Origin of the sequence: Chryseobacterium indologenes, assembly GCF_018362995.1 — a bacterium.
GTDB classification, from domain to species: Bacteria; Bacteroidota; Bacteroidia; order Flavobacteriales; family Weeksellaceae; genus Chryseobacterium; species Chryseobacterium indologenes_G.
This window is the reverse complement of the sequence record NZ_CP074372.1, coordinates 1198090-1223528: the sequence shown is the minus strand read 5'-3', so window position 1 is coordinate 1223528 and position 25439 is coordinate 1198090. Positions and strand designations below refer to the sequence as shown.

Below are 25439 nucleotides of genomic sequence, written 5' to 3'. Positions count from 1 at the left end.
GGCGTTTTGTTAATTTTAATGCTCTGAATAACAAATCAATATATATTATGCATGCATAATATATTTTTTGCTTATATTAGCAAAAATTAATTCAAACAAAATCTCTGCAGAAATCATCATGGGTTGATGCATTAAAGGGAAAAAATAAAATAGTACACATGAAAATATTAGTTTGTATTAGTAGTGTTCCGGATACTACTTCCAAAATTAACTTTACAGCAGATAAATCTGCTTTCGACAAAAACGGAATTCAGTGGGTAATCAACCCGCTAGACGAATTTGCATTGACAAAAGCGGTTAAACTTCAGGAATCTCAGGGAGCAACAGTAACAGTAATCAACGTAGGAGATGCTGGTACAGAACCTGTAATCAGAAAAGCATTAGCAATTGGTGCCAATGATGCAGTAAGAGTAAATCTTGATCCTAAAGACAGCTATTCTACAGCAAAAGAAATTGCAGCTGTAGCTCAAAACGGAGGATATGATCTTATTCTTTGCGGAAAAGAATCTATCGATTATAACGGAGGATCTGTTCCGGGAATGGTGGCTCAGCTATTGAACCAACCTTTCGTAAACGCTTCAGTAGGATTAGATGTAAACGGAAGCGAAGCTACTGCAGTAAGAGAAATTGAAGGAGGAAAAGAAACTATTTCTGTAAAATTACCGGCTATCATTGCTGGTCAGAAAGGATTGGTAGATGAAAAAGACCTTATCATCCCGAATATGAGAGGAATTATGTCTGCAAGAACAAAACCTCTACAGGTAGTAGAGCCTGCTTCTTCAGAGGTAAAAGTTCAGGGAGTATCTTATGACAGCGTTCCACCAAGAGCAGCTGTGAAAATGGTTTCTCCTGACAACCTGGATGAATTGGTAAGATTACTTCACGAAGAAGCTAAAGTAATTTAATAAGAACCAAGTAAAAAGTAAAAAGATTCAGACGACGCATTGGGCAATCCTGAATCTTAAACATTAAACCCTAAACAAATTTCAAATGGCAGTATTCGTATACGCAGAAAATATAAACGGAGTTTACAAAAAAGCAGCTTTTGAAGCAGTTTCTTACGCTAAAGCTATTGCTGATAAAGCAGGAGATACCGTTACGGCAATCTCTGTAAACCCAACAGATTCTTCAGATTTATTATACAAATATGGAGCATCAAACGTTATAAATATCAAAGACGAAGGTCTTAAAAATTTCTCAGCAAAAGCATTCGCACAGGCTGTAAGTGAAGTAGCTGACGGAAACATCATCGTTTTCCCTCACACAACTGATGCTTCTTCAATTGCTCCGATGCTTTCTGTAATGAAGAACTATTCTTTAATTACTAATGCTTTGGAAGCTCCTGAAAGCCTTTCTCCTTTCCAGGTAAAGAGAAGAGCATTCTCCGGAAAAGGTTTTATGCATGCAAAAGCTGAAGGAAACGGAGTAATCGTTACGGTTTCTCAAAACGCTTTCGGTGTTAAAGAAAATGCAGTATCAGGTTCAGAAGAAGTGAAAAATCTCTCAGTAGCTAATGAAGATACTAAAGTGATTTCTCACGAGCAGAGTTCAGGTAAATTAGACCTTAAAGAAGCTGAAGTTGTTGTTTCTGCCGGTAGAGGGATGAAAGGACCTGAAAACTGGGGAATGATTGAAGATTTAGCAAACGTTTTAGGAGCAGCTACAGCATGTTCTAAACCAGTTTCTGATATCGGATGGAGACCTCACACAGAGCACGTAGGACAAACAGGTAAGGCAATTTCTCCGAATCTTTACATTGCTGTAGGGATTTCAGGGGCAATTCAGCACCTTGCCGGAGTAAACTCTTCAAAAACTATAGTAGTAATCAACAGTGATCCTGAAGCACCATTCTTCAAGTCTGCTGATTACGGAGTAGTAGGAGATGCTTTCCAGATTATTCCTGCATTAACAGAGAAAATTAAAGCAATAAAAGGATAAGAAAGTGAATTGTGAATAGTCAATTCGCTTTGCTCGTCAATTTTTAATTAAATAATCCACTTGCGAAGCAAAATTCACTATTGACGTTTGACAATCATCAACAATACAGATAAAAGCTCGGCTTTCCGGGCTTTTATTTTTGCGTAAAAAAGTAAAATCACAATGAAAAATTAATCTATATTTGTAGCTATGGATTATAAGCAGCTAATTATTCGCGGAATATCGTACAGCCAGACACAATCAGGGGCGTACGCATTGTTACTGGAGCATGAAGAAACACACATAAAATTACCTGTTGTTATAGGAAATTTCGAAGCCCAGTCTATCTCACTCGGACTGGAAAAAGATATTCATCCACCGCGTCCTCTTACTCATGATTTATTCACAAAATTTATAGTCTCTGCCAACTATGAACTGATCTCTGTGATCATTTATCAGATCGTAGATGGTGTATTCTTCTCCAATATTAACTTTAGAAATAAAGTGAATGATGAAGAACTAATCCTCGATGCCAGAACTTCCGACGCTGTTGCAATGGCGGTAAGATTTGATGCACCTATATTTACCACACAGCAGGTTCTGAATGAAGCCGGGATTTTATTAGAACTGGAAGATGTTGCCAAAGAAGACCAGTCTTTCTCAGAAACTGTACAGACAGAAGACAACTTAAAATCTCTTTCTATGGAAGAACTTCAGAAATTACTGGAGGATGCCGTTAAAGAAGAAGACTATGATACTGCTCTTGAAATCCAGGAAGAAATCAAGAGAAGGAAAAAGACAATTGACTAAGAGATACTTTTTATATAAACTATGAATTTAAAATTACGACTGACCATCCTCAGTTTCCTCCAATTTTTTGTTTGGGGAGCATGGCTGATTACGATGGCAAACTTCTGGTTTGGCACAAAACATTGGGAAGGGACTCAGTTTGGAGCTGTGTTCGGAACCATGGGAATTGCTTCCATCTTTATGCCAACCATTACTGGAATTATTGCTGACCGCTGGGTCAATGCGGAGCGTATATTTTCAGTATTACACATCCTTTATGGGGTTATTCTTTTCGTGTTGCCTCATTCTGCAGACCCGAATTCTTTCTTTTCGGTGATGCTTGTGGCGATGTGTTTTTATATGCCTACCATTGCATTGGCGAACTCTATTTCTTATACGATCCTGAAAAATAACAACATGGATGTCGTGAAAGATTTTCCGCCTATTCGTGTATGGGGTACCATTGGTTTTATTGTAGCCATGTGGATCACTAACCTTAGTGGAAATAAAGCTACGGAAGGGCAGTTTTATATTGGAGGTGCTGTAGCTATATTCTTAGGAATTTATGCTCTTACTTTACCAAAATGTCCGCCACAAAAGCTGATTGATAAAAATTCGCCGCTGTCTGAACAATTAGGATTGAATGCATTCAAGCTTTTTGGAAATTATAAAATGGCTTTGTTCTTTTTATTTTCAATGCTTTTAGGAGCTGCACTTCAGCTTACCAATGCGTATGGAGATGTTTTCTTAAGTGAATTTGCACATTTTCCTAAATACGCGGACTCATTTGTAGTACAGAGATCTACTATTATCATGTCTATTTCTCAGGTGTCAGAAACTTTGTTTATTCTGGCGATTCCTTTCTTTCTGAAGAAATTCGGAATTAAAAAAGTAATGCTGATGTCTATGCTGGCTTGGGTTTTAAGATTCGGGTTCTTTGCCTATGGTGTTCCGGACGGATTTGGACTTTCTCTGATCATCCTTTCATGTATTGTATACGGAATGGCATTTGATTTCTTTAATATTTCAGGATCACTTTTTGTAGAAACAACTACAGATAAAAAAATACGTTCTTCAGCTCAGGGGTTATTTATGATGATGACCAACGGTTTCGGAGCTGTTTTTGGAAGTTATATTGCAGGCTGGGCTATTGATAAATTCTTTACCCACAAATTTACAACCGCTTCAGATTTATCCACTTATCTGGAAACTACACCTGATAATCCTACTTTCCTTGAAATTCTGAAAAATAGTTTCAATGCGGCGGTTAATTCAGACGGAACTCTTTCATCTGTGGTAATGGTAAAAGACTGGCAGCAGATATGGCTTTCATTTGCCATTTATTCACTGGTGCTGGCTATATTCTTTGCTGTATTGTTTAAACATAAACACAACCCGGAAGATGTTTCATCAGTAAAGCATTAATTAAAATTAACATTCTTAAGATATTAAATTGCATTTTAAAAAAATGCAATTTAATATCTTAAGAATGTTGCTTTCCGGAAGACTTTACACCCGCTTTCAATGACAATGCTTTGCTGAAGAAAAAATATGGACTTCAGATCGGGATAAAGATCGTAAATTTTAATTTTTAATTTAATAATAAATAACCTTTTTCTTTGTATAATAAATAATAATATTGAGACTTTTTTATAACTAACAAGTGTTCGGGTAAAGAAATCCTATTTTTAAAACACATTATTTAAAAGTGTGTTTTTTTTTGTATTTTGGCACTTTAGTAAATATGAAAAATATTCAGTTATTAGGATTACTGCTAGTCGTAGCAGGTAGTTTTTTACCCTTGGTGCATGTACCTGTCATTGGGAACTGGAACTATTGGAAACTTGATCATTATCTGGCTATTGCATGTTGGATATTTGCTGCATGTGCAGTTTTTGGAATTGTCAATAACAGCGTAAAAATCGTAAGATTTTTTGGTATTCTGCTTATCCTTTTATTTGCATTTACCTTATTCGCTGTAAAGATGCAGTCTTTGCAATACTTTAGCTTTTTACCATTCAAATCATGGCAGGAAACTTTTGCCGGAATCGTTAAGCTGAAATGGGGCTGGGCTGTAGAATTTTTAGGAGCTTTCCTTTTGGTTTTTGCAGGAGGAAGCAAAAAAGTAAATAATCGAACACAACTATAAAGATGAACTTCTTAAAAATATTTTCCGCAGGAATTTTGCTGGTGGCAGCTACACAGATTAATGCGCAGACTGCAAATCAGAAGAAACCGGATAATCCGCCTAAATGTGCCAATATAAAAGAAGGTAAATTTGTAAGACCCAATTACCCGGAAGGAATATGGCATATGACCATTAAAGATAATGTTCAGACTGAATATTTCAATAATGGAAAAGACTATATCAAATCAACATTGGTTTTTGTGGATGACTGCAACTACAAAGCAATCATTATGGAGAAATCTGATAAAGATAATCCCGTACAGGTAGGAGATGTATTCAATAATAAAATTATAGCAACTCAGGATAACCTTCTGAAAGTTAATACCAAAATTGAAGGAACTCAGTTTGATGTGGTTTATGTAAAAGTGAAATAAATTCAACCTAATAAAATGGAATCTTTGTTCCATTTAGCTAAAAATAAAAATTATATACATGAAAGAAGTATTCATCGTTTCCGCAGTAAGAACACCTATGGGGAGTTTTATGGGAAGCTTGTCAACAGTTCCGGCTACAAAACTGGGAGCAATTGCTGTAAAAGGAGCACTGGATAAAATTGGTTTAGATCCTAATGCTGTTCAGGAAATTTATATGGGGAATGTTCTGCAGGCAGGAGAAGGCCAGGCACCGGCTCGTCAGGTAGCTTTAGGAGCAGGTCTTTCAATCAATACACCTTCTACTACAGTTAATAAAGTTTGTGCTTCAGGAATGAAAGCTGTAACAATGGCTGCTCAGGCAATCAAAGCTGGTGATGCAGACGTAATTGTTGCCGGAGGTATGGAAAATATGTCTTTAGTTCCTCACTATTACAATGCAAGAGTAGCTACAAAATTAGGCGATATCAAAATGCTTGATGGGATGGTGCTTGACGGTCTTACAGACGTATACAACAAAGTGCATATGGGAGTATGTGCAGAAAAATGTGCGGCAGACTATAATATCACAAGAGAAGATCAGGATAACTTCGCTGTAGAATCTTACAAAAGATCTGCAAAAGCTTGGAGCGAAGGGAAATTCACTGAAGAAGTTGTACCGGTTTCTATTCCTCAGAGAAAAGGAGAGCCTGTAATTTTTGCTGAAGATGAAGAATACAAAGCAGTAAACTTCGACAGAATTTCAACTCTTCCTACCGTATTCAAAAAAGAAGAAGGAACAGTAACCGCAGCTAATGCATCTACTTTGAATGACGGTGCTTCTGCATTGATCCTGGTTTCCAAAGAAAAAATGGAAGAACTTGGTTTGAAGCCTCTTGCAAAAATCGTTTCTTACGCTGATGCAGCACATGAGCCTGAAAACTTTACAACTGCTCCTGCAAAAGCATTACCTATTGCTCTTAAAAAAGCAGGATTAGAAGTTTCTGATATTGATTTCTTCGAATTCAACGAAGCTTTTTCAGTAGTAGGATTGGCTAACAACAAAATCTTAGGATTGGATGCTGCTAAAGTAAACGTAAACGGAGGAGCTGTAGCATTAGGACACCCACTGGGAAGTTCAGGTTCAAGAATCATCGTTACATTGATTAACGTATTGAAGCAAAATAATGCTAAATACGGTGCAGCAGCAATCTGTAACGGAGGTGGCGGAGCTTCTGCTATCGTTATTGAAAATATCTAATACACAGATAAAGCCATAATATATGGTTTCAAAGTCAAAAAGCGGGGTTTTATAACCCCGCTTTTTTGGTTACAAAGTGTTTTCTTACGGTTATTTACCATGCTCTTTAGGTTATTATAGTAAAATTTCCGGTTATATAACTCTACAGACAGTATCGATGACATATGCAGAGGTGTTCAGAACCTTGATAGAAGTGTTTCGGACTGATAAAGAGGGCTTACATAACCTTATGATATGTCTGTAAAACCAGATTAAATAGTCTTTATGAAGATATGATGAAGATCCACAGGATATAAATATGCTGATTTCGGCAGATTTGTTCATAACTGGCACCATAAAAAGAATAGTAACCCAACAACAAAATACATTTATCAATATCTAATATTCTGTTTAAGAATATATTACCATTAACAAATGGATAATTTTTTTAAAAACTTATCCATTTGTTAATGGTTTTTTTATTTTTGTGCTACTAATATATATTTGAAATGTCTGAAACTGAGAATCGACAGCCTAAAAACATAAAGAATAATCCGAAGATTATGAAAGCCTGGGCTGTATATGACTGGGCAAACTCCGTGTATTCCCTGGTGATTACCTCTACTATTTTCCCCATTTATTACTCTATTCTTACTACAGCGTATGAGAAAAAGGAATATGTAGCAGAAACCAAAACATGGATTGATGTCCCGGTAAGACATACAATCAAAATTTTTGGAGAAGGATATCAGCCGGATGCTGTATACGGATATTCACTTACAATATCATTCTTTATTGTAGTATTACTGTCTCCGTTTTTATCTTCATTAGCGGATACAATCGGAAACAAAAAATCATTCCTGCAGTTTTTCTGCTACCTGGGAGCAACATCATGTATGGGATTAGCGATGTTTACAGGAATGCATAATGTATTTCTTGGGCTTCTCTTCAGCATTACCGCCAGTGTAGGTTTTTGGGGAAGTCTGGTGTTTTATAACTCCTTTCTTCCGGATATTGCCACACCGGACAGGCAGGATGCACTTTCTGCAAGAGGATATGTTTACGGATATATCGGTTCTGTCGTTTTAGTGGTGATCTGTTTAGTCCTTATTCAGGTTTTTGCTAAAGGAGCAGCACAGCAGTTATTATTTACAAGAATCAGCTTCTTATTGACGGGAGCCTGGTGGTTTGGTTTCTCTCAGTATACGTTCAAACACCTTCCTCAGTTTGGGGATGTGAAAGATAAACTTCCTAAAGATCTTGTATTATTGAACTACAAGAATATCTTCAAAAAACATAAAGAGCAGGGAGGTTTTTTTGAAGTATTAAAAGATAACCTGAGTTTCTACAAGGACATTGCAAAAGAAAGTTTCCATGAACTGTTTAAAGTAGGAGGAGAGCTTTTCAAAGATAAAAACCTGAAATTCTTCCTGTCAAGTTTCTTCTTTTATAGTGTAGGAATGCAGACGATTTTCCTTATGGCTACTTTATTTGGGAAAAGTGAAATTAACCTGGCACAGGATAAGCTGATCGGAACCCTTTTGGTCATTCAGATCGAAGCCATTATCGGAGCTGTTATTTTCTCAAGACTATCTAAGAGAATCGGGAACAAAAATGTTATTTCAATTGCCATCATACTATGGATTATAGCTTGTTTATGGGCTTATTTCCTGAATAAGGAAAACCCTACAGTAGAATACCAGTTTTATGGAGTTGCTGCAGTAGTAGGTTTGGTAATGGGAGGTCTTCAGGCGATGTCCAGATCTACATACTCAAAACTGCTTCCTGAAAACTCAATGGAAAATACAACGTATTTCAGTTTCTATGACGTATTGGAGAAAATTGCCATCATCATCGGGACATTCATCTTTGCAACATTGATTGAGCATTTTAATAATATGCGTATCGCGGCATTGTCCATGACGTTATTCTTTGCAGCAGGATTAATTTTAATACGATTCCTGAAGGTTAAAATGAGAACCGACAGAGAAACTTTATAAAATTGGAAGACGTTATTTTTAACGTCTTTTTTTATTTTAAAGAATAAAAAACATTTATTTGATTAATTGATTTGATTTATTTATAGAATTACCATTAATACTAGAATACGGCTATGTTTTTTCACTATGTGTTGATATTTTTTGTTTATTTGTGAAAATGAAAAAATTATCAAAATCATGAAAAAGTTTCTATTAATTTGTTTTTTGCAATGTTTTATTCTTTGTTTTTCTCAAAATTTAAAGCCCGTTGCTCAAAAAGTTTTGGAATTTCACAATCGGAAATCAGAACTTAAAACCTATGCCTTATTTGATACAGATAAATCTGCAGATAAAATAGCTGAATACAAAAAAGCAGCAACAGATATTACCGTGATGTCTTTGAAGCCTGCAGAACTAAAAAGATTAATCCGAGATAAACCTGATTTTCTTGAAATCTCTTTTCCCTTTGATGGCGGCAGACAGATCACTGTTGAAATGTACAGACATCAGATCTTAACCAACGATTTTAAAGTAGTTACAGATAAAGGGATAGAAGTACAGTATACACCAGGTGTGTATTATCAGGGAATTGTGAAAGGGGATAATGCTTCTATCGTGGCTTTTAGTTTCTTCAATAACGATATTGTAGGAGTTGCTTCTACCCTTGAATTAGGAAATATAGTGGTAGGGAAAGCTAAAAATTCTGAAGATTTTGTAAGCTATTCAGATTCTAAATTAACAGGCTCTAATCCATTTGCCTGTGATGTAGACGGATTGAAAGAAAATCAGGTTCAGAGACCGGTTTTCAACCCTAATAATACCAGCAAAAAGAAAACAGACAACTGCGTAAGAATATACTATGAAGCAGGTTTCGGTCCATATACCCAAAATGGAAGCAATACCACCACTACAACCAATTGGGTAACTGCTATGCATAATAATGTTTCAACACTGTATGCAAATGAGAATATTAATGTGGCTTTAAGCGAAGTTTTTGTTTGGACAACCACTGATCCCTATGCAGGCTCACCAAGCACAATTTTGAGCCAGTTTAGAACCACCAGAACCTCTTTTAACGGTGATGTGGCTCAATTATTAAGAAACCCTGCTACAACAAGTATCGCCTATGTAAATTCATTATGTACTGATTACAGATATTCTTATTGTGGTACGAATTTCACCTATCAAAATGTGCCAACCTATTCATGGAATATAGAAGCTATGACGCATGAACTTGGGCATAATTTAGGTTCACCCCATACTCACTCATGCTTCTGGAACGGAAATAATACAGCTATTGATGGCTGTGGGCCTGCTTCAGGAAATAACGAAGGTTGTACGGCTGCACTTCCTGCTGCAGGCGGAGGAACTATTATGAGTTACTGCCATTTGGTAAGCAGCGTAGGGATTAATTTTGCGAATGGTTTTGGTGTACAGCCTGGAACATTGATCAGAAATATAATAGATTCAAAAGGATGTCTTGGCACTAACTGTACCGCATCTTGCCCTACATCCATCACGAATTTTAACATTAACAATATCACACAGACTTCTGCAAATGCCACTTTTACAGACGTTCTTTCAACAGCATGGAAATATAAGCTGACAACAGCAAACGGAGCAGCAGTATCTTCAGGAAATGTTAATACACAGTCTTTTAATTTTTCAAATCTACAACCGGCATCTTATTACAGACTAAGTGTAGGAACAGATTGCAGCGGACCAAATGCATTCCAGTTATCAAAACTTTTCCTGACTGACGGAGCATGGTGTGATGGAACTCAGTTTTTAGATACAGGAGGTTCCACGGGGCAGTATAAAGATAATGAAGACCTTATAAAAACATTTTATCCTACTCCGGGCTCATCTATGACAATGACATTTACAACATTCGATCTTGAACAAGGCTATGATTTTATGTATGTGTATAATGGCCCTTCTACGGCTTCACCATTATTCGCCAATGGAAATAATCTGAGTGGAAGTACTGTACCCGGTCCGTTTACATCAACAGATCCTTCAGGTGCTATAACAGTAAGATTTGTTTCAGATGGAGGCGTTACAGGAAACGGCTGGAATGCGAATTTCTCTTGCAATGTTTTAGCAGTAGAAGATATCAATATCAAAAATAATTCAATAGATATTTATCCGAATCCAGCCAAAAACATGATAACTCTCTCTTCAAAAGAAAGATTAAAAGGATATAAAATCTATGATGAAGCAGGAAGGCTGGTTGCTTCCGATTCTTCTTTAAAAGGGAATAAACAGGAAATAAACCTTTCCTCAATTCAGACAGGAAACTATGTGATTACTGTAGAAACAGAGAAGCAGACCATTAATAAAAAACTGATCAAACAGTAATTTTTAAATAAAACTTTGTAAAAGCCTGATATTATCAGGCTTTTTTCGTATATTTATATAGAAAAAATTCGGCCTGAGTTTTGCTTATATTCAGCGGAATAATTTTTAACTTTGCAAAAAGATTTATTGTCAATATGACCAACCCTTTATTTTATGCAAAAATAATCCTGTTTGGAGAATACGGAATGATTGAAGATTCCCAGGGGCTTGTAGTACCTTACAGCTTCTATAAAGGAACTTTGAAATTTTCAGATTTGAGTTCAGAATTTGAACTGAATTCCAACAGGCATCTGCAGAAATATTCTGAATTTCTTACAGCACTTGATCTTTCCGACGATTTTAAGTTGGATATCGGGAGCTTCAAAAATGATATTTCTAACGGACTTTTCTTTGATTCCAATATTCCTCAGGGATATGGAGTGGGAAGTTCCGGAGCTTTGGTTGCAGCTATTTTTGAAAAATATTCAATCAGCAAACTCAATCCTGAGAATATCTCAAAAGATAATCTTAAAAAATTAAAAGCTGTTTTCGGTGAAATGGAAAGCTATTTCCACGGGAAAAGTTCAGGAATGGATCCTTTGATCTGTTACATGAACCTGCCAATTCTTATCGAAAATAAAGAAAATTTAGACAGGGTAAATATTCCGGAAGGAGAAAAAGGGAAAGGAGCTATTTTCCTTATTGATTCCGGGATAACAGGGGAAACAGGTCCTATGATTCAGATTTTCTTTGAAAAAATGAAGACTGAAGGTTTCCGCAAAACCCTGAAAGAAGAATTTATCCGTTACAACAACGCATGTATTGAATCTTTCCTTAAAAAAGATATGAATCCTTTCTTCAGAAACCTGAAAAAACTTTCTCACTGGGCGTATGAACATTTCCGTCCAATGATTCCTGAAAGTATTTTTAATATCTGGAAAAAAGGTCTGGATTCTAACGCTTATTATCTTAAACTCTGCGGAAGCGGTGGAGGCGGCTATATCTTAGGATTTACTAAAGACTATGCAAAAGCAGAAAAAATGCTTGAAGGCTTCCAAAAAGAAGTGATTTACAGATTTTAAACAGGTTGGAATGAATTCTGAAAAAGAAACTTTCCAATCTAAAAATTACGTATCAAAATCTTTACTGTACAGATTTTCACAATTCGTGGGCTTTATGCTCGGAGCTCGTTTTTTTGTAGCAGCTCTGTTGACATTTGCCCTTTATGTTTCAACTTTTTTCCTGTTCAATCAGGATGAATCTTTCAGAAAATTTGTGTTTGATTTCAAAGTACATGGTATTATTTTCTGTACGGTTCTAACCATTCTCGCTGGTGGCATCATCAATCAGTTTTATGATCTGGAAAAGGACCACATTGTAAAACCTTTCAGAACAAGGGTTCAGAGCTTTATCAAGCAGAAATATTTTCTATACGCCTACCTCGCACTCAGCGCTATTTCTTTGGGAGTGGCCTGGATGATTTCCCATAATGTTTTTGTTTTTTTTGTTGTTTATCAGTTCTTTATGTGGTTTTACAGCCACAAATTGAGCAGAATACTCATTGTAAACAATCTTACCTTCGTCAGCCTTACCTTATATCCGTTCTTTGGAATGATGGTGTACTACGAAACTTTTTCAAAAAAAGTATTCCTGATGGCGGTCTTTCTTTTCCTTATCTTACTTTGCATTGATATTGTGAAAGATACCCTTACCAAAAGTGTGGACAAAACATTTGGATATACTACAATTCCTAATTATTTTAAAAGCAGAAATACAAAACTTATCCTTACGTCTTTACTCATGGTTACCATGGCCGTTTCTATGAAACTTATTACCAAAACAGGGGTTACCGGATTCATGGCCTATTATTTTGCCGGAGGACTTTTTATCATGATATTATGTATTTATCTTCTTATTAATGATTCCCGGAGAAGTAACTTCTTTACTTTGAATATATTACGGTTCTGGGTTTTCGTAGGAATTATTGCAATGCTTTTAAACGGGATAGAGCATAAATTATAAAAAAAATCTTTAAATAAACTGAGGTTATTATTACCTTTGCATAACTAAATTTAATAAATAGGAATGCCCATTTTTAATGATACTAAAGTTGCATTTGCAGACAAGTCTGATGCACAATTGAGAAAGGCTTACTGGATGTTTAAAATGATTGAACAGCCCGCTCTTACAAGCCTTGGAACATCTATCCTGAATTTTACAGTACACAACAATTTTCCTTTCGTTAACGGAATTGTAAAAAATACCTTATTTGAGCAATTCTGTGGTGGTGAAACCCGTGAAGAAAGTATGAAAGCTGTGAAACAGCTGTTCAAAAGAGGAGTTGGAAGTATTTTCGATTACTCTATTGAAGGGAAGGAAGATGAAGAAACTTTTGATGCGGTTTGCAAAGAAATTAAGGATATTGTTAGATTCTCAGTGGGAAATCCGGCCATTCCTTTTATCGTATTCAAACCTACGGCTTTCGGAAGAATTGATCTTTATGAAGCCGTTGGAAAAGGAGCGGAGCTTACTACCAGCCAGAAAGAAGAATGGGAAAGGGTGGTAAAGAGGTTTGATGAGGTATGCAGTCTTTGCCACGAAAATGATAAAAAAGTAATGGTAGATGCTGAAGAAACCTGGATGCAGGATGCAGCAGACCACCTTTGCGAAGAAATGATGGAGAAGTATAACCAGCAAAAGCCTATCGTTTGGAATACCATCCAGATGTACAGAACAGGAAGACTGGAATATATGGAAGCTAATCTTCAGAGAGCAAGAGAGAAAAATTACTTCATCGGGTACAAAATTGTTCGTGGTGCTTACATGGAAAAAGAAAGAGCCAGAGCAGCAGAAAAAGGATATGCAGATCCTATCCAGCCAAGCAAAGATGCTTCAGATAAGAATTACAATGCAGGAATCGATTTTGTTATGAATCATCTGGATAAAGTTTCTGCCTTCTTTGGAACCCATAACGAAATCTCTTCAGAACTGATTATGAATAAAATGAAAGCAAAATCTTTGGACACTGACAATCCACATGTTTATTTCGGGCAGCTTTACGGAATGAGTGATAATATTACCTTCTATTTATCTGATAAAGGCTATAATGTGGCTAAATATCTTCCATATGGACCTGTGAAGGATGTTGTACCATATCTGACGAGAAGAGCCAGAGAAAACACTTCTGTAGCCGGACAAACCGGAAGAGAGCTGGGACTTATCAAAAAAGAACTGGAAAGAAGAAAGAAATAATAATATTGTTTTACTATACCTGCCAGGCCTGCAGATTTGCGGGCCTTTTTTATTGCAATCAACTTCAATACAGAAGCTAAGCTGTTCCTGAGGATCATATTTTTGAATTTGAATCAAATTAATAATAATCGACGTAATTATTACTTACATTAATTATATGTTAAAATAATATTATTTTCATTGCTGATTTGATTTTAAATTTTTATATTTGATAGAGCCATAAAAAACCAATGCATGAAAATATTTTCATTTACCATCAGGATACTGTCCTGTGATAAAATTTCTCCAAATACATAAGCAAAGTATTACCCTAATAAACAGCCGAAATTATAAAAACATATTGTGGGATAGATAATCATCATAAGATAAAAATTCCATCAGCTGGAGATCCCATCCAATTCAAAAAAAAATAAAGCAATAGCTTTAGTTTTCTTCTTCAAATATTTTTTAACCTGATCATTTTCTTTGATCAGGTTTTTATTTTTAAGGCTCAAAACTCTCAAATTTTCCGTTTTCATAGAACAAAACAATACGTTTTATCTTATTAGTCTGATTACCAAGTATTTGTCCTAATATTTGATCACTGGAATTTTCTAATCGCTGAGAATCGGATATTTTTTCTGGGGCTTTATCCTGGGCTGATATAAACGATTCTCCAGCACTTGATTTTGGAACTTCCACCTCTGTTTCATCACTTCCGAATTCATCATCGTCATTCATCATCGTAAAAAGATCGGGTAGTGGAGTCGGTTTTATTTTCTCCTCTTCGGTATGTTCTTCGTTAATTTCAGATTCGGGTAGCTGGGATTTCAGCATCTCACCTTCACCCGTAACCAGCCAATCCCACAGAAGTTCCGGAAAACGGGATTTTATTTTTATGATAAATTCAAGAGACGGTTTGTTTCTTCCTGACGTAATATGTGAAATGGAAGAACGTTGCACATCTATCTCATCAGCAAACTCAGAAGGAGTAAGATTAGAATATTCTATAATTTTGGAAATTCTTTCATTTAAACTCATAAAAATAAGCCTTTAATTATTTTACAAATGTAACTCATATAATTTACAATTGCAAAATACAAATGTAAATAATTGAAATTATTATTTGTATACAATTGTAAATAAATAATAAGATATTTTAAATCAATCAATTATATATAAATTACAATTGTATTTAATAATAATCTTAACCTCTTGCAGTATATCTTGTGCAAGTATTAAGATGCAATATTATTCCAATATTTACCTCTTATACATGTTTATAATTGTAAATTATGATGTCTTCAAAAGGAATTTAGTCTCTTAAAATGAGTTCTTTTTACTGTTTACATAAATAATCGACTAAATTACTTTTTCGGGAGTCATGATACTGATAAATGTCTATTTTAAGCATTATAATAGTTATTTTAGGGTGTTACAGTAGTAAATTACTAATGTAAACTCCTTGATTTAAGCTGATATAGCTCCTTATTGAAGAAAAATGAACTTATGCTAAACAACAATTTTTATTGTCTGCTAAATTAGTCCCAAAAAATATAAATTAACTAGAATTTCTGGGAAGATTTCTATTTTTTCAGCTATTTACATTTGTATAACAGAGTAAATAACAAAGTTTTCCACAATTATTATGTTTGATAAAATAACCCTCAAAACAGCTAAAACAGCCTTTTTTACACTTCAAGTAATATTCTAAATATAATTTAGATAAACTTTATAACTAATTGATTTAATGATATTTAAATTAATACAATTAAATTATTCGCAATCCACAATTTTATCAACAGACAATTTGTCACTATAGACTGTTTAACAATATTACAGATGTTAACTAAGTTCTATTAGATAAAAACAATGATATTTAATACTTGTAAATTATTCTAAAAATACATGTCAAATGTAAATTCCTGTATTTTTATTTTTTTTTACAAATGTTAATTTAAGTTTTTGCCTAAAAATGGTTAAATTTGATTCTTGTAAATTATTTCTCAAGATGAATTTTGAACAGATCTATTCTCAGACACCCGATTTCTCAAATCGCTATATTTCCCCTGAAAAATTATTTTCTTACCTACAGACGAATCTCAGCGATTATATTCAGGAGATCGGAACATCGTATTTGGATAAGCCTATTTATCGGTTAACTATAGGAACCGGAAAGATTCAGGTACTAGCCTGGTCACAAATGCACGGAAATGAATCCAACGCTACCCATGCGATGCTGGACCTTTTGGTGAGTCTTGATAAAGCACCTGAAATGAAAGAGGAACTGTTCAGTAAAATACAGCTTGATTTTATATTCATGCTGAATCCGGACGGATCTGAAAGATGGACAAGACTAAATGCTGCTGATATTGATCTGAACAGAGATTTTCATAACGAAGCCAGTAAAGAGATTAAGTTTCTGAAACATGCTGCCGCTTCAAAAAAGTATGATTATGCATTAAACCTTCATGAGCAGAGAACCATATTTACCACTGACGGTATTCATCCCGCTACGCTTTCCTTCCTGGCACCTTCAGAAAATGTAGAACGTAATGTGACTGAAAACAGGAAAAAATGTATGGCAGTGATTGCAAGTGTATATAACCATTTGAAAGAAATGATCCCGAACCAGATCGGAAGATATTCTGACGAATTTTATCCTACTTCCACAGGAGACAATTTCATCAAAGCCGGAATGCCTACGATCTTATTTGAAGGCGGACACTTTGTAGATGATTATACCAGAAAAGGAACGAGAAAATATTATACTATCGCTCTTTATTATGCGTTGAAGGCTATCAGTGAACTGAACTCTGATATTACAGGCTGGGAAACTTATCTGGATATCCCTGAAAATCAAGAAACGCATTATGATATCGTTTACAGAAATGTAAGACTGAATACAGACCATGAATGTATTTTGGATATAGCAGTTCAGTACAGAGAGATCAAAGAAGAAGGGAAAGATGAAATCTCTTTTATTCCTTTTGTAATGGAGGCCGGAGACGTAAATAAGAGAAAAGGCTGGCTGGAAATAGACTGTACCGGAAAGAAATTTATTTCTGCCACTAAATATCCGAAACTGGATTCTGTAGTAGATTTTAAAATTGAAGATTAAAAAAACTTATTTAAATTTTTATTTTTGAACCATTAAGATGTAATAAGGGTTTAAGGGTATTAAGATAAGCTTCGCTTTAAGCTTAAAAATTAGCATGATTTATCTTAACTATACTTTATTTCTTAACTTTTCCTTAATGGTTTTACAATAAATCCAACATTTTTTATAAATTAAAATGACTCCAAAAATAAAGCCGATGATTAAAAAAACATCGGCTTTATTTTTTTATACTTATTTCTTGTAATAGATTAGTATTAAATTGAACATAAAATAATTTAGTACCAATAGGAATGGGCTTTAGCCCATTATCACTCTAATAAATACTCATCTGGCTTTAGCCAAAACCTAATCTTGGAAATATAAAATTTAGATTTTATTCAATAATTAAAGCTTAGTTAACCACTTTTATTCCGTTTGCTACAAATCTGATTTCTTCTTTAGGCTGTGTAATCGCATCAATTTCTGCCTGTGGCTTCTTGGCATCTTCCGCATAATGTTTCTGCTCATTTACAGAAGTTACTTTTCTTTCTGCGTTACCTTCCAATACCACGTTTTTACCCTTTAAAGCTGTAGGAACAAAGAAGGCATAGTCTTTCATTTTTACAAAAAACTTAGAATTATCCTCAGTCTGAATGGTAAGCCAGCATCCTTTTTTATCGCAAACATCAGTTACTTTTCCTTTAACAGCTACATTTTCAACTTTTTTGTTGTCTTTTTTAAGCTGTTTATTCAATTTATCTACTGTGATCGCTTTAGATTCAGCGGATGAGGTTACCTGACCTCCATAAGTATCACCTACTAAAGCTTTTCCCTCCGGTGGACCAGATTGAGCAAACGCTAATGAAGAAGCCACTAAACCTGCACCCAATAATATTGATTTAAATTTCATGTTTAATATTTTTCCCAAAAATACTAATTAATATCGAATCATAACCGATTTAAAAATGATAAAAAACAGCTGTTTCAAGGATTTTTCAATAAAATTCAAAATCAAAGAGAGATTTGATTATATTTGACCCCTATACTTGACTATGCAAAAAAAACTGAAACTATGGGACGCCATCATGCTGGTAATGGGTTCTATGATCGGAAGCGGGATCTTTATTGTAAGTGCTGATATGACGCGAAACCTGGGATCAGGTTTTTGGCTGATTGTGGTGTGGGTTATTACAGGGATAATGACTGTAGCAGCAGCAATAAGCTATGGAGAGCTCTCTGCACTGTTTCCGAAAGCCGGCGGACAATATACCTATCTGAAAGAAATTTTCGGTAAAAGGATGGGATTCCTTTATGGCTGGGGATTGTTCACTGTAATACAAACCGGAACAATTGCTGCAGTAGCGATGGCTTTTGGTAAATTTACGGCCTATCTGATCCCTTCACTGAACGATGCTGCTCCAATTTTTCAAAGTGGTGAGTTTAAGATCACCTGGATACAGATTCTGGCGATTGCCGTTATTGTTTTGCTTACTTATATCAATACAAGAGGGGTAGAGAGTGGTAAAATCCTTCAGAATATCTTCACGGGTTCTAAAATCATTGCATTATTAGGCTTAATAGCAGCCGGATTTATATTGGTAGATATTTCTCATTTATCAGAAAACTTCAGCTGGGGAACAGACTCTTTTAATAATCTTAAAAAAGATTTGAGTGGCAATTTCCTTAAAGAAGGCTGGGAACCGATTGGCGGAATGACTTTGCTGGGTGGAATTGCTGCTGCCATGGTAGGTTCTGTTTTCAGTTCTGTTGCATGGGAAAGTGTAACCTTTGTTTCCGGTGAAATTGAAAATCCTAAAAAAAATGTAGTAAAATCGATGATTTACGGTACTTCTGCTGTAATGATTCTTTATATAGCAGTAAACTATGTATACTTAAATGCTCTGGACAGAGACGGGATTGCATTTGCAGCCAATGACAGAGTAGCGGTAGCTGCGTCTCAGAATATTTTTGGAAGTGCAGGAACTATCATCATTGCTTTATTGGTTATGATCTCTACATTTGGATGTAATAACGGATTAATTCTGGCTGGAGCGAGAGTTTTCCAGACCATGGCAAAAGACGGAATGTTCTTCAAGTCGGCAGTTAAAAACAATAAAAATGAAGTTCCTGAAAATGCTTTATGGATGCAGGGAGTTTGGGCTTCTATTTTGTGTCTGAGTGGACAGTACGGGAATTTATTGGATATGATTTCTTTCGTGATTGTTCTGTTCTATATGATTACGGTTTTTGGAGTTATTTATTTAAGAATGAAACAGCCGGAACTGGAAAGACCTTACAAGACATGGCTTTATCCGGTAACCCCTGTTATTTACCTTCTCATAGGAACGTGTTTCTGTATTTTACTGTTAATTTACAAACAGCAGTACACATGGCCGGGCTTTGTATTGGTATTGCTGGGACTTCCGGTATATTATTTTATCAACCGAAAAAAGGCAGATGCTTAAATAAAATAAAAGATATAAAAGATTCAGGGCTTTCAATTCAGTTTGAAGGCCCTTCTTTTTGAATAATATTTTAAGGTATTGTAACAATTATTTGGTGAAAATGCGTATTTTGGTATTCCGTTTTTAAATAAGCGGACCATGAAGTAAAAACTATAAGTTATGGATACACCAAATTACAGAATGCCTTTCGTACCGTCTACTTTAATGACTGAAGGCGGAAGTATCGATACCTGCGATATGGGGGAAAGTATTGCTCACAATATTATGCTGTTGATCACCACCAAAAAAGGGGAGAACAGATATGATGAAAACTATGGAAACGATGTTTGGAACCTTGAATTTGATAACGGAGTAACAAGTGCCATCTGGGAAAACGTTTTTGTTAAAAGCCTGAGAAGACAAATCCAGGAATACGAACCAAGAATTGTAAACCCGCAGATCGATGCCCATATACAATTTGTAGAGCACAGCTACGATACTAAAGAACACACCGAAATTAAAAAGAAAGTAAGAATTGCCATCAATGCAAAAATGGAAGAAACAGGAGAACGTTTCAGTTTTTCAACAGAATTGTTTCTAAGCCCGATGTCTATTGATTAATATTTTTAACAGCGAAAGAAAATTATGAATTTAGATCAGAATATTTATTCCAAAGAATCTGTAAAAGCAAGGATGCTTCAGAATGCAACTAAAGTATGGGGATTAAGAAGCCCGCAGTCTTTAGATCCATTTGTAAAACTGTTGATAGATGCGTTCAGTACAGAAGTTTTTAAAGCGAATAATGAAATACAGACGGTAAATGCCCGTATATTGGAAAAACTGGCAAAACTTCTTACACCGTCTATTTATACACATCCTATCCCGGCGCATTCCGTAGCTTTTACACAGCCTTATGATTCTTCAGAGGTTTTATTGGAACACACGGAGTTTTTCTTCCGTAAACAGATGACTTCCACAGTAAAGTCAGAATCCGATAAGCAGCTGAATATCCCTTTTACACCGGTAGGAAACGTAAGAATCAATAAAGTTCACACCTCTGTAATGTTTGTAGGAAATACCTGCTACAGCATAGATGACCGGTTTAATAAAATTCCTATTGCAAGATTTCAGGGAAGACCTGAAGATTACAGAAAAATTACAATAGGAGTAGATGTAAGCAAATATATAAGTGAAAACTTTCCTAAATACCTGAGTATATTTTGCTCCAATCCTGCTTTTGAACACCTTGATTTTGTCTATAAACTATTACCGTACATTTCGGTGTCCAGCAATGGAAATCCTTTATTTGTAAGAGAAGGACTAAGCTATCTTACAGAAAATCATACTGATGGCTACGAGCAGATGTTCAAAGAACAGTCCATCAGAAATAAGGTGATTAATGATATTAAAAGCATTTATCGCCATAAATTTATTGAAGTCACTGGAATTTCTCAAAGCCTGTTCTCAGAACCAGGACAACTTCCTCAAAATCTTGATTTCCTGGCAGGAAAAGAAGAAATTACAAAGTTCCTGGATAATAAAACTTTCTTATGGCTTACCTTTGAATTCCCACCACAGTTTTCCGCCGAAATCCTGGATAACTTCTCGTTTGTGCTGAATGCTTTCCCGATCTACAACAGAGGCTGGAAAAAAACAGAATATAGTCTTGATATTATGGGAAATAATATTCCTCTGGTAACAGATGAAGGAGAACATTTTCTTTATGTAGACGAAGTACAGGACGGTGACGGAAGAAAGTACACAGAAATCCCTTTTACACCGGCCGATGATCTTAAGAAAGGCTTATATACTGTAAGAAAAGGAGGAATGGAACGCTTCACAAGCAGAAATGCCGTTGACATGATTGCCAATGTTCTTGAATTGACAAGAGACGAAATTGCAGCATTTTCCCTTTTGAACAGAGATAACGTAAAAGGAGTTCTCAGTGAAATGTCCGATAAAATGAAGACCATGGTGCAGAAAGTAAACAATGCCAAAAGGAATATCAGACAGGAACTGAATTATGTCATCATGGAACCGGTAGAAAAGACCGATCATACCTACGCCTCTTTCTGGGTTACCCATTGTACTCTGGCCAATCATATGCGTCCGGGAACCGAACTATCCAATCAGTTGAAGTCGCAGACAGTTGTATTGCTTACCGAAACATTGGGTGGTGCTGAAGAACAGAAAGGAACAGACAGTATTCAGGCTTATAAATATGCACTTACGACAAGAGATAAAATAATTTCTTTAGAAGATGTCAAAAACTTTTGCCGTATGATTCTGAAAGATGAGGTAAGAGAAGTAAGGGTAAGAAGAGGAACCATGATCAGCAACAAGCCCAAAGAAGGTTTTGTAAGAACCGTTGAGGTAGAAATTATTCCGCAGAACTATTCTTTCTATGGAAGGGCCTATTGGGAAAACATGGCCAATATTATCAGAAATCAGATCATAGCCAAAGCCATTGACGGGATTGAATATGTGGTAAGAATAAACAATGAAGATGTCGATTTCCAGGACATGTAAATCTTTAAAGAAAATTAAAATCAGTTTAAAATATAAATGCCGATTAATATGGCATTTTGAATGATATCAATAGGAACGGGCTTTAGCCCGTTTTTTTATTAAATGAGGTTTTCGATTGGCTTTAGCCGAAACATAATATTCAGAACGTATGGAATCATTCAGCAAAATTCAATAAAGTAAGATCCAATCTATTAACAAAACCTAGGAATTTTTTATAAAACTTTTATCGTTCTAATATTCAAAAAAAGTCTATAAAATTTCGTATTTTTGCACGTTGTGATTTTCAGGCAAAGTCACTCCGAATTATGAGCAAATCAACAGAATATATAGAAGTTTACGGAGCACGTGAACACAACCTTAAAAATATTAATGTTAAAATTCCACGCAACGAATTGGTCGTTATTACCGGCCTTTCCGGAAGTGGAAAATCTTCATTGGCTTTTGATACCATTTTTGCAGAAGGCCAGCGTCGTTATATCGAAACATTCTCAGCCTATGCACGTCAGTTTTTAGGTGGATTGGAGCGTCCTGATGTAGATAAAATTGAAGGACTTTCTCCGGTAATTGCTATCGAGCAGAAAACAACCAATAAAAACCCGCGTTCTACTGTAGGAACTGTAACGGAACTTTACGATTTTCTTCGTCTTTTATATGCAAGAGTTTCGGATGCATACTCTTTGTCTACCGGACAAAAGTTGGTGAGCTATACCGAAGATCAGATCCTTGAAACCATCAAAGAAAACTATAAAAAAGAGAAAATAATGCTTTTGGCGCCAGTCGTGCGTTCAAGAAAAGGGCATTATCATGAACTCTTTGTACAGATGGCTAAAAAAGGCTACGGACAGGCAAGAATTGATGGCGAATTGCAGGATATTGAATATGATTTAAAACTTGACCGTTATAAAACCCACGATATTGACATCGTTATCGACCGTTGGATTATCGGGGAGAATGCTTCAGAAGGCAGAATGGAAAAATCATTGCGTACTGCGATGGAAATGGGAGAAGGAATTATCGGAATTCAGAAGTTGGGAAGTAAAGACATTGAATATTTTTCCAAAAACCTGATGGATGCAGAAACAGGTCATTCTCTGGCACTGCCGGAACCGAATACTTTCTCATTCAACTCTCCGAAAGGAAGCTGCCCGAACTGTAAAGGATTGGGAACCATCAAAAATATCAATACCGATTATTTCATAGACAATCCTAAATTGTCAATCAATCAGGGAGGATTACTACCATTGGAAGATATCAAGTCCAATAAATGGATTCTTTCCCAAATCAAAAATATTCTTGAGATTTTCGGACTGGGATTAACAACGCCTTTGCAGGATATTCCTGAAGAAGCATTGGATTATATCTACAACGGATGCCATAAAGAATTCAATAAAGACCTGAAATATGCAGGAATTACCAAGAAAATAAAAATTGGTTTTGATGGTCTGATTGCTTTCATGGAAGAAATTATTGAGGAAAGAGAATCTTACGAAGCTATTTTGCTGGAAAGACACTTCACAACAGAAGAAACCTGCCCGGAATGTCATGGAACACGTCTTCAGCCTTCAAGCTTAAGTTTTAAAATTGACGGTAAAAATATTGCTGAGATCAATGGTTTAAGCTTATCAGACTTAAAAGACTGGTTAGCTGATGTTAGAGATAAATTCTCGGAAAAAAATAAAATTATTGCTCATGAGATCTTAAAAGAAATTGAAACCAGACTTCAGTTTTTGCTGGATGTAGGGTTGGATTATTTAAGTTTGAGCAGAAGTTCAAAAACCCTTTCAGGAGGAGAATCACAGAGAATCCGTCTGGCGACACAGATCGGATCTCAGTTGGTGAATGTCCTATATATTCTTGATGAACCTAGTATTGGGCTTCACCAGAGAGATAACGAAAGACTGATCCATTCCCTGAAAAACCTTAGAGATATCGGAAACTCTGTATTGGTGGTAGAACATGACAAAGACATGATTCTGGAAGCTGATGAGGTGCTGGATATTGGTCCAAGAGCCGGAAAATTCGGTGGAGAAATCCTTTGGCAGGGAAAACCAAAAGACCTGTTAAAAGCAGATACCATCACTGCTCAATATATCAATGGGAAAAGAAAAATTGCAATTCCTGAAGAAAGAAGAGCAGGAAGCGGTAAAAATATTGTTTTAAAAGGAGCTACAGGAAACAACCTTAAAAATGTAACCCTTGATGTCCCTCTTGGAAAACTGGTAGTAGTAACCGGAATTTCAGGAAGCGGAAAATCCTCTTTGATTAACGGAACATTATATCCGATTCTTAACAAACACTTCTACAGAGCAGTTCAGGAACCTTTGCCTTATAAAAAAATTGAAGGGTTAGAGAATATTGATAAAATTGTAGACGTTGACCAGACTCCTATCGGAAGAACGCCACGTTCTAATCCTGCTACCTATACAGGAATGTTTACTGATATCAGAAACCTTTTTGCTGAGCTTCCGGAAAGTAAGATCCGTGGCTATAAGCCGGGAAGATTCTCTTTCAACGTAAAAGGCGGAAGATGCGAAACCTGCCAGGGTGGTGGATTGAAAGTGATCGAAATGAATTTCCTTCCGGATGTATACGTTCATTGCGAAACTTGTAACGGAAAACGCTTCAACAGAGAAACCCTTGAAGTTCGTTACAAAGGAAAATCAATCTCTGATGTTCTGGATATGACCATTGATGAAGCGGTAGATTTCTTCCAGCCGATTCCTAAGATTTTTGCCAAAGTAAAAACGCTGCAGGATGTCGGATTAGGATATATTACTCTGGGACAGCAGTCGACAACCCTTTCAGGAGGTGAAGCGCAACGTATCAAGTTAGCCACCGAATTGGCAAAAAGACAAACCGGAAACACCCTTTATATCCTTGATGAACCAACTACAGGACTTCACTTTGAAGATGTAAAAATTCTGATGGAAGCCATCAATCAATTGGTAGAACTTGGAAACTCGTTCATTATCATCGAACATAATATGGATGTAATCAAATTAGCAGACCATATTATCGACGTTGGACCAGAAGGAGGAAAGCATGGAGGACAGATCGTAGCACAGGGTACTCCAGAAGAAATTGTGAAGTCTAAGAAAAGTTTGACAGGGAAGTTTTTGAAGAGAGAACTTGAATAAGTATTTCATAAAAATTCATATAAAAAAGGCTAAACTAATCAGGGTTTAGCCTTTTTTTATGCTTAAAATCGCATTCCAATATTAATTTTTCAATTATTTTTAAAATTTATCGCGCTGTAAATCAATTAATTAAATCTTAATGTTAACTCAATGTTAACTCAATGTAAAATTAATATGAATTATTTTTAATAACTT

19 protein-coding genes are annotated in these 25439 nt (G+C 35.6%); 17 read left to right on the top strand and 2 right to left on the bottom strand.

The features are described 5' to 3' along the window. The first annotated feature begins 158 nt into the window (after positions 1-158). The 12 genes from DYR29_RS05500 (at position 159) to DYR29_RS05445 (ending at position 14055) form a co-directional block, all read left to right on the top strand. Positions 159-905, top strand: coding sequence for an electron transfer flavoprotein subunit beta/FixA family protein (locus DYR29_RS05500; RefSeq protein ID WP_047425433.1), 747 nt, complete (start codon positions 159-161; stop codon positions 903-905). An 85-nt stretch (positions 906-990) separates the two neighbouring features. Further along, a complete protein-coding gene (locus tag DYR29_RS05495; RefSeq protein ID WP_047425435.1) occupies positions 991-1938 on the top strand; it encodes an electron transfer flavoprotein subunit alpha/FixB family protein in 948 nt (315 codons plus the stop codon). Positions 1939-2127: 189 nt separating this feature from the next. Further along, entirely contained in the window at positions 2128-2727 is a 600-nt protein-coding gene (locus DYR29_RS05490) for a bifunctional nuclease family protein (protein ID WP_213279638.1), read from the top strand. Between the two features lie 21 nt (positions 2728-2748). Next, positions 2749-4131: a nucleoside permease gene (locus tag DYR29_RS05485; RefSeq protein WP_213279637.1), complete on the top strand. Its 1383-nt coding sequence runs from the start codon at positions 2749-2751 to the stop codon at positions 4129-4131. Between the two features lie 319 nt (positions 4132-4450). Continuing rightward, entirely contained in the window at positions 4451-4855 is a 405-nt protein-coding gene (locus DYR29_RS05480) for a hypothetical protein (protein WP_142717992.1), read from the top strand. 2 nt (positions 4856-4857) lie between these two features. Next, entirely contained in the window at positions 4858-5268 is a 411-nt protein-coding gene (locus tag DYR29_RS05475) for a hypothetical protein (RefSeq protein ID WP_213279636.1), read from the top strand. Between the two features lie 58 nt (positions 5269-5326). Then, positions 5327-6505: an acetyl-CoA C-acyltransferase gene (locus tag DYR29_RS05470; protein ID WP_213279635.1), complete on the top strand. Its 1179-nt coding sequence runs from the start codon at positions 5327-5329 to the stop codon at positions 6503-6505. A gap of 488 nt (positions 6506-6993) precedes the next feature. Beyond that, a complete protein-coding gene (locus DYR29_RS05465; RefSeq protein ID WP_213279634.1) occupies positions 6994-8484 on the top strand; it encodes an MFS transporter in 1491 nt (496 codons plus the stop codon). Positions 8485-8745: 261 nt separating this feature from the next. After that, the gene (locus DYR29_RS05460) at positions 8746-10824 is read left to right on the top strand and encodes a M12 family metallo-peptidase (RefSeq protein WP_249413623.1); all 2079 of its coding nucleotides are present in this window, start codon (positions 8746-8748) and stop codon (positions 10822-10824) included. Positions 10825-10958: 134 nt separating this feature from the next. After that, complete coding sequence (locus DYR29_RS05455) at positions 10959-11885, top strand: mevalonate kinase family protein (RefSeq protein WP_213279633.1); 927 nt, start codon at positions 10959-10961, stop codon at positions 11883-11885. Between the two features lie 10 nt (positions 11886-11895). Beyond that, positions 11896-12825 carry a UbiA family prenyltransferase gene (locus DYR29_RS05450; protein ID WP_213279632.1) on the top strand — a complete coding sequence of 310 codons (930 nt, stop codon included), beginning with the start codon at positions 11896-11898 and terminating at the stop codon, positions 12823-12825. 63 nt (positions 12826-12888) lie between these two features. After that, complete coding sequence (locus DYR29_RS05445; RefSeq protein WP_213279631.1) at positions 12889-14055, top strand: proline dehydrogenase family protein; 1167 nt, start codon at positions 12889-12891, stop codon at positions 14053-14055. A gap of 483 nt (positions 14056-14538) precedes the next feature. Here the strand turns inward: DYR29_RS05445 and DYR29_RS05440 are convergent, their stop codons facing one another. Beyond that, the gene (locus DYR29_RS05440) at positions 14539-15075 is read right to left on the bottom strand and encodes a helix-turn-helix transcriptional regulator (RefSeq protein ID WP_213279630.1); all 537 of its coding nucleotides are present in this window, start codon (positions 15073-15075) and stop codon (positions 14539-14541) included. A gap of 970 nt (positions 15076-16045) precedes the next feature. Between DYR29_RS05440 and DYR29_RS05435 the strand changes: the two genes are divergently transcribed. Beyond that, entirely contained in the window at positions 16046-17155 is a 1110-nt protein-coding gene (locus DYR29_RS05435; RefSeq protein ID WP_213279629.1) for a M14 family zinc carboxypeptidase, read from the top strand. Between the two features lie 391 nt (positions 17156-17546). Here the strand turns inward: DYR29_RS05435 and DYR29_RS05430 are convergent, their stop codons facing one another. Then, a complete protein-coding gene (locus DYR29_RS05430; RefSeq protein ID WP_213279628.1) occupies positions 17547-18044 on the bottom strand; it encodes a DUF4920 domain-containing protein in 498 nt (165 codons plus the stop codon). A 142-nt stretch (positions 18045-18186) separates the two neighbouring features. On the opposite strand from DYR29_RS05430, the gene DYR29_RS05425 reads away from it, so the two are divergent. The 4 genes from DYR29_RS05425 to uvrA all read left to right on the top strand — a co-directional run bounded on the left by DYR29_RS05425 (position 18187) and on the right by uvrA (position 25244). Next, positions 18187-19599: an APC family permease gene (locus DYR29_RS05425; RefSeq protein ID WP_142717982.1), complete on the top strand. Its 1413-nt coding sequence runs from the start codon at positions 18187-18189 to the stop codon at positions 19597-19599. Between the two features lie 159 nt (positions 19600-19758). Continuing rightward, positions 19759-20199: a GPW/gp25 family protein gene (locus DYR29_RS05420; RefSeq protein ID WP_103235398.1), complete on the top strand. Its 441-nt coding sequence runs from the start codon at positions 19759-19761 to the stop codon at positions 20197-20199. Between the two features lie 24 nt (positions 20200-20223). After that, the gene (locus tag DYR29_RS05415; RefSeq protein WP_213279627.1) at positions 20224-22107 is read left to right on the top strand and encodes a type VI secretion system baseplate subunit TssF; all 1884 of its coding nucleotides are present in this window, start codon (positions 20224-20226) and stop codon (positions 22105-22107) included. Positions 22108-22412: 305 nt separating this feature from the next. Next, positions 22413-25244 carry an excinuclease ABC subunit UvrA gene (uvrA, locus tag DYR29_RS05410; protein WP_213279626.1) on the top strand — a complete coding sequence of 944 codons (2832 nt, stop codon included), beginning with the start codon at positions 22413-22415 and terminating at the stop codon, positions 25242-25244. The last annotated feature ends 195 nt before the right edge of the window (positions 25245-25439 follow it).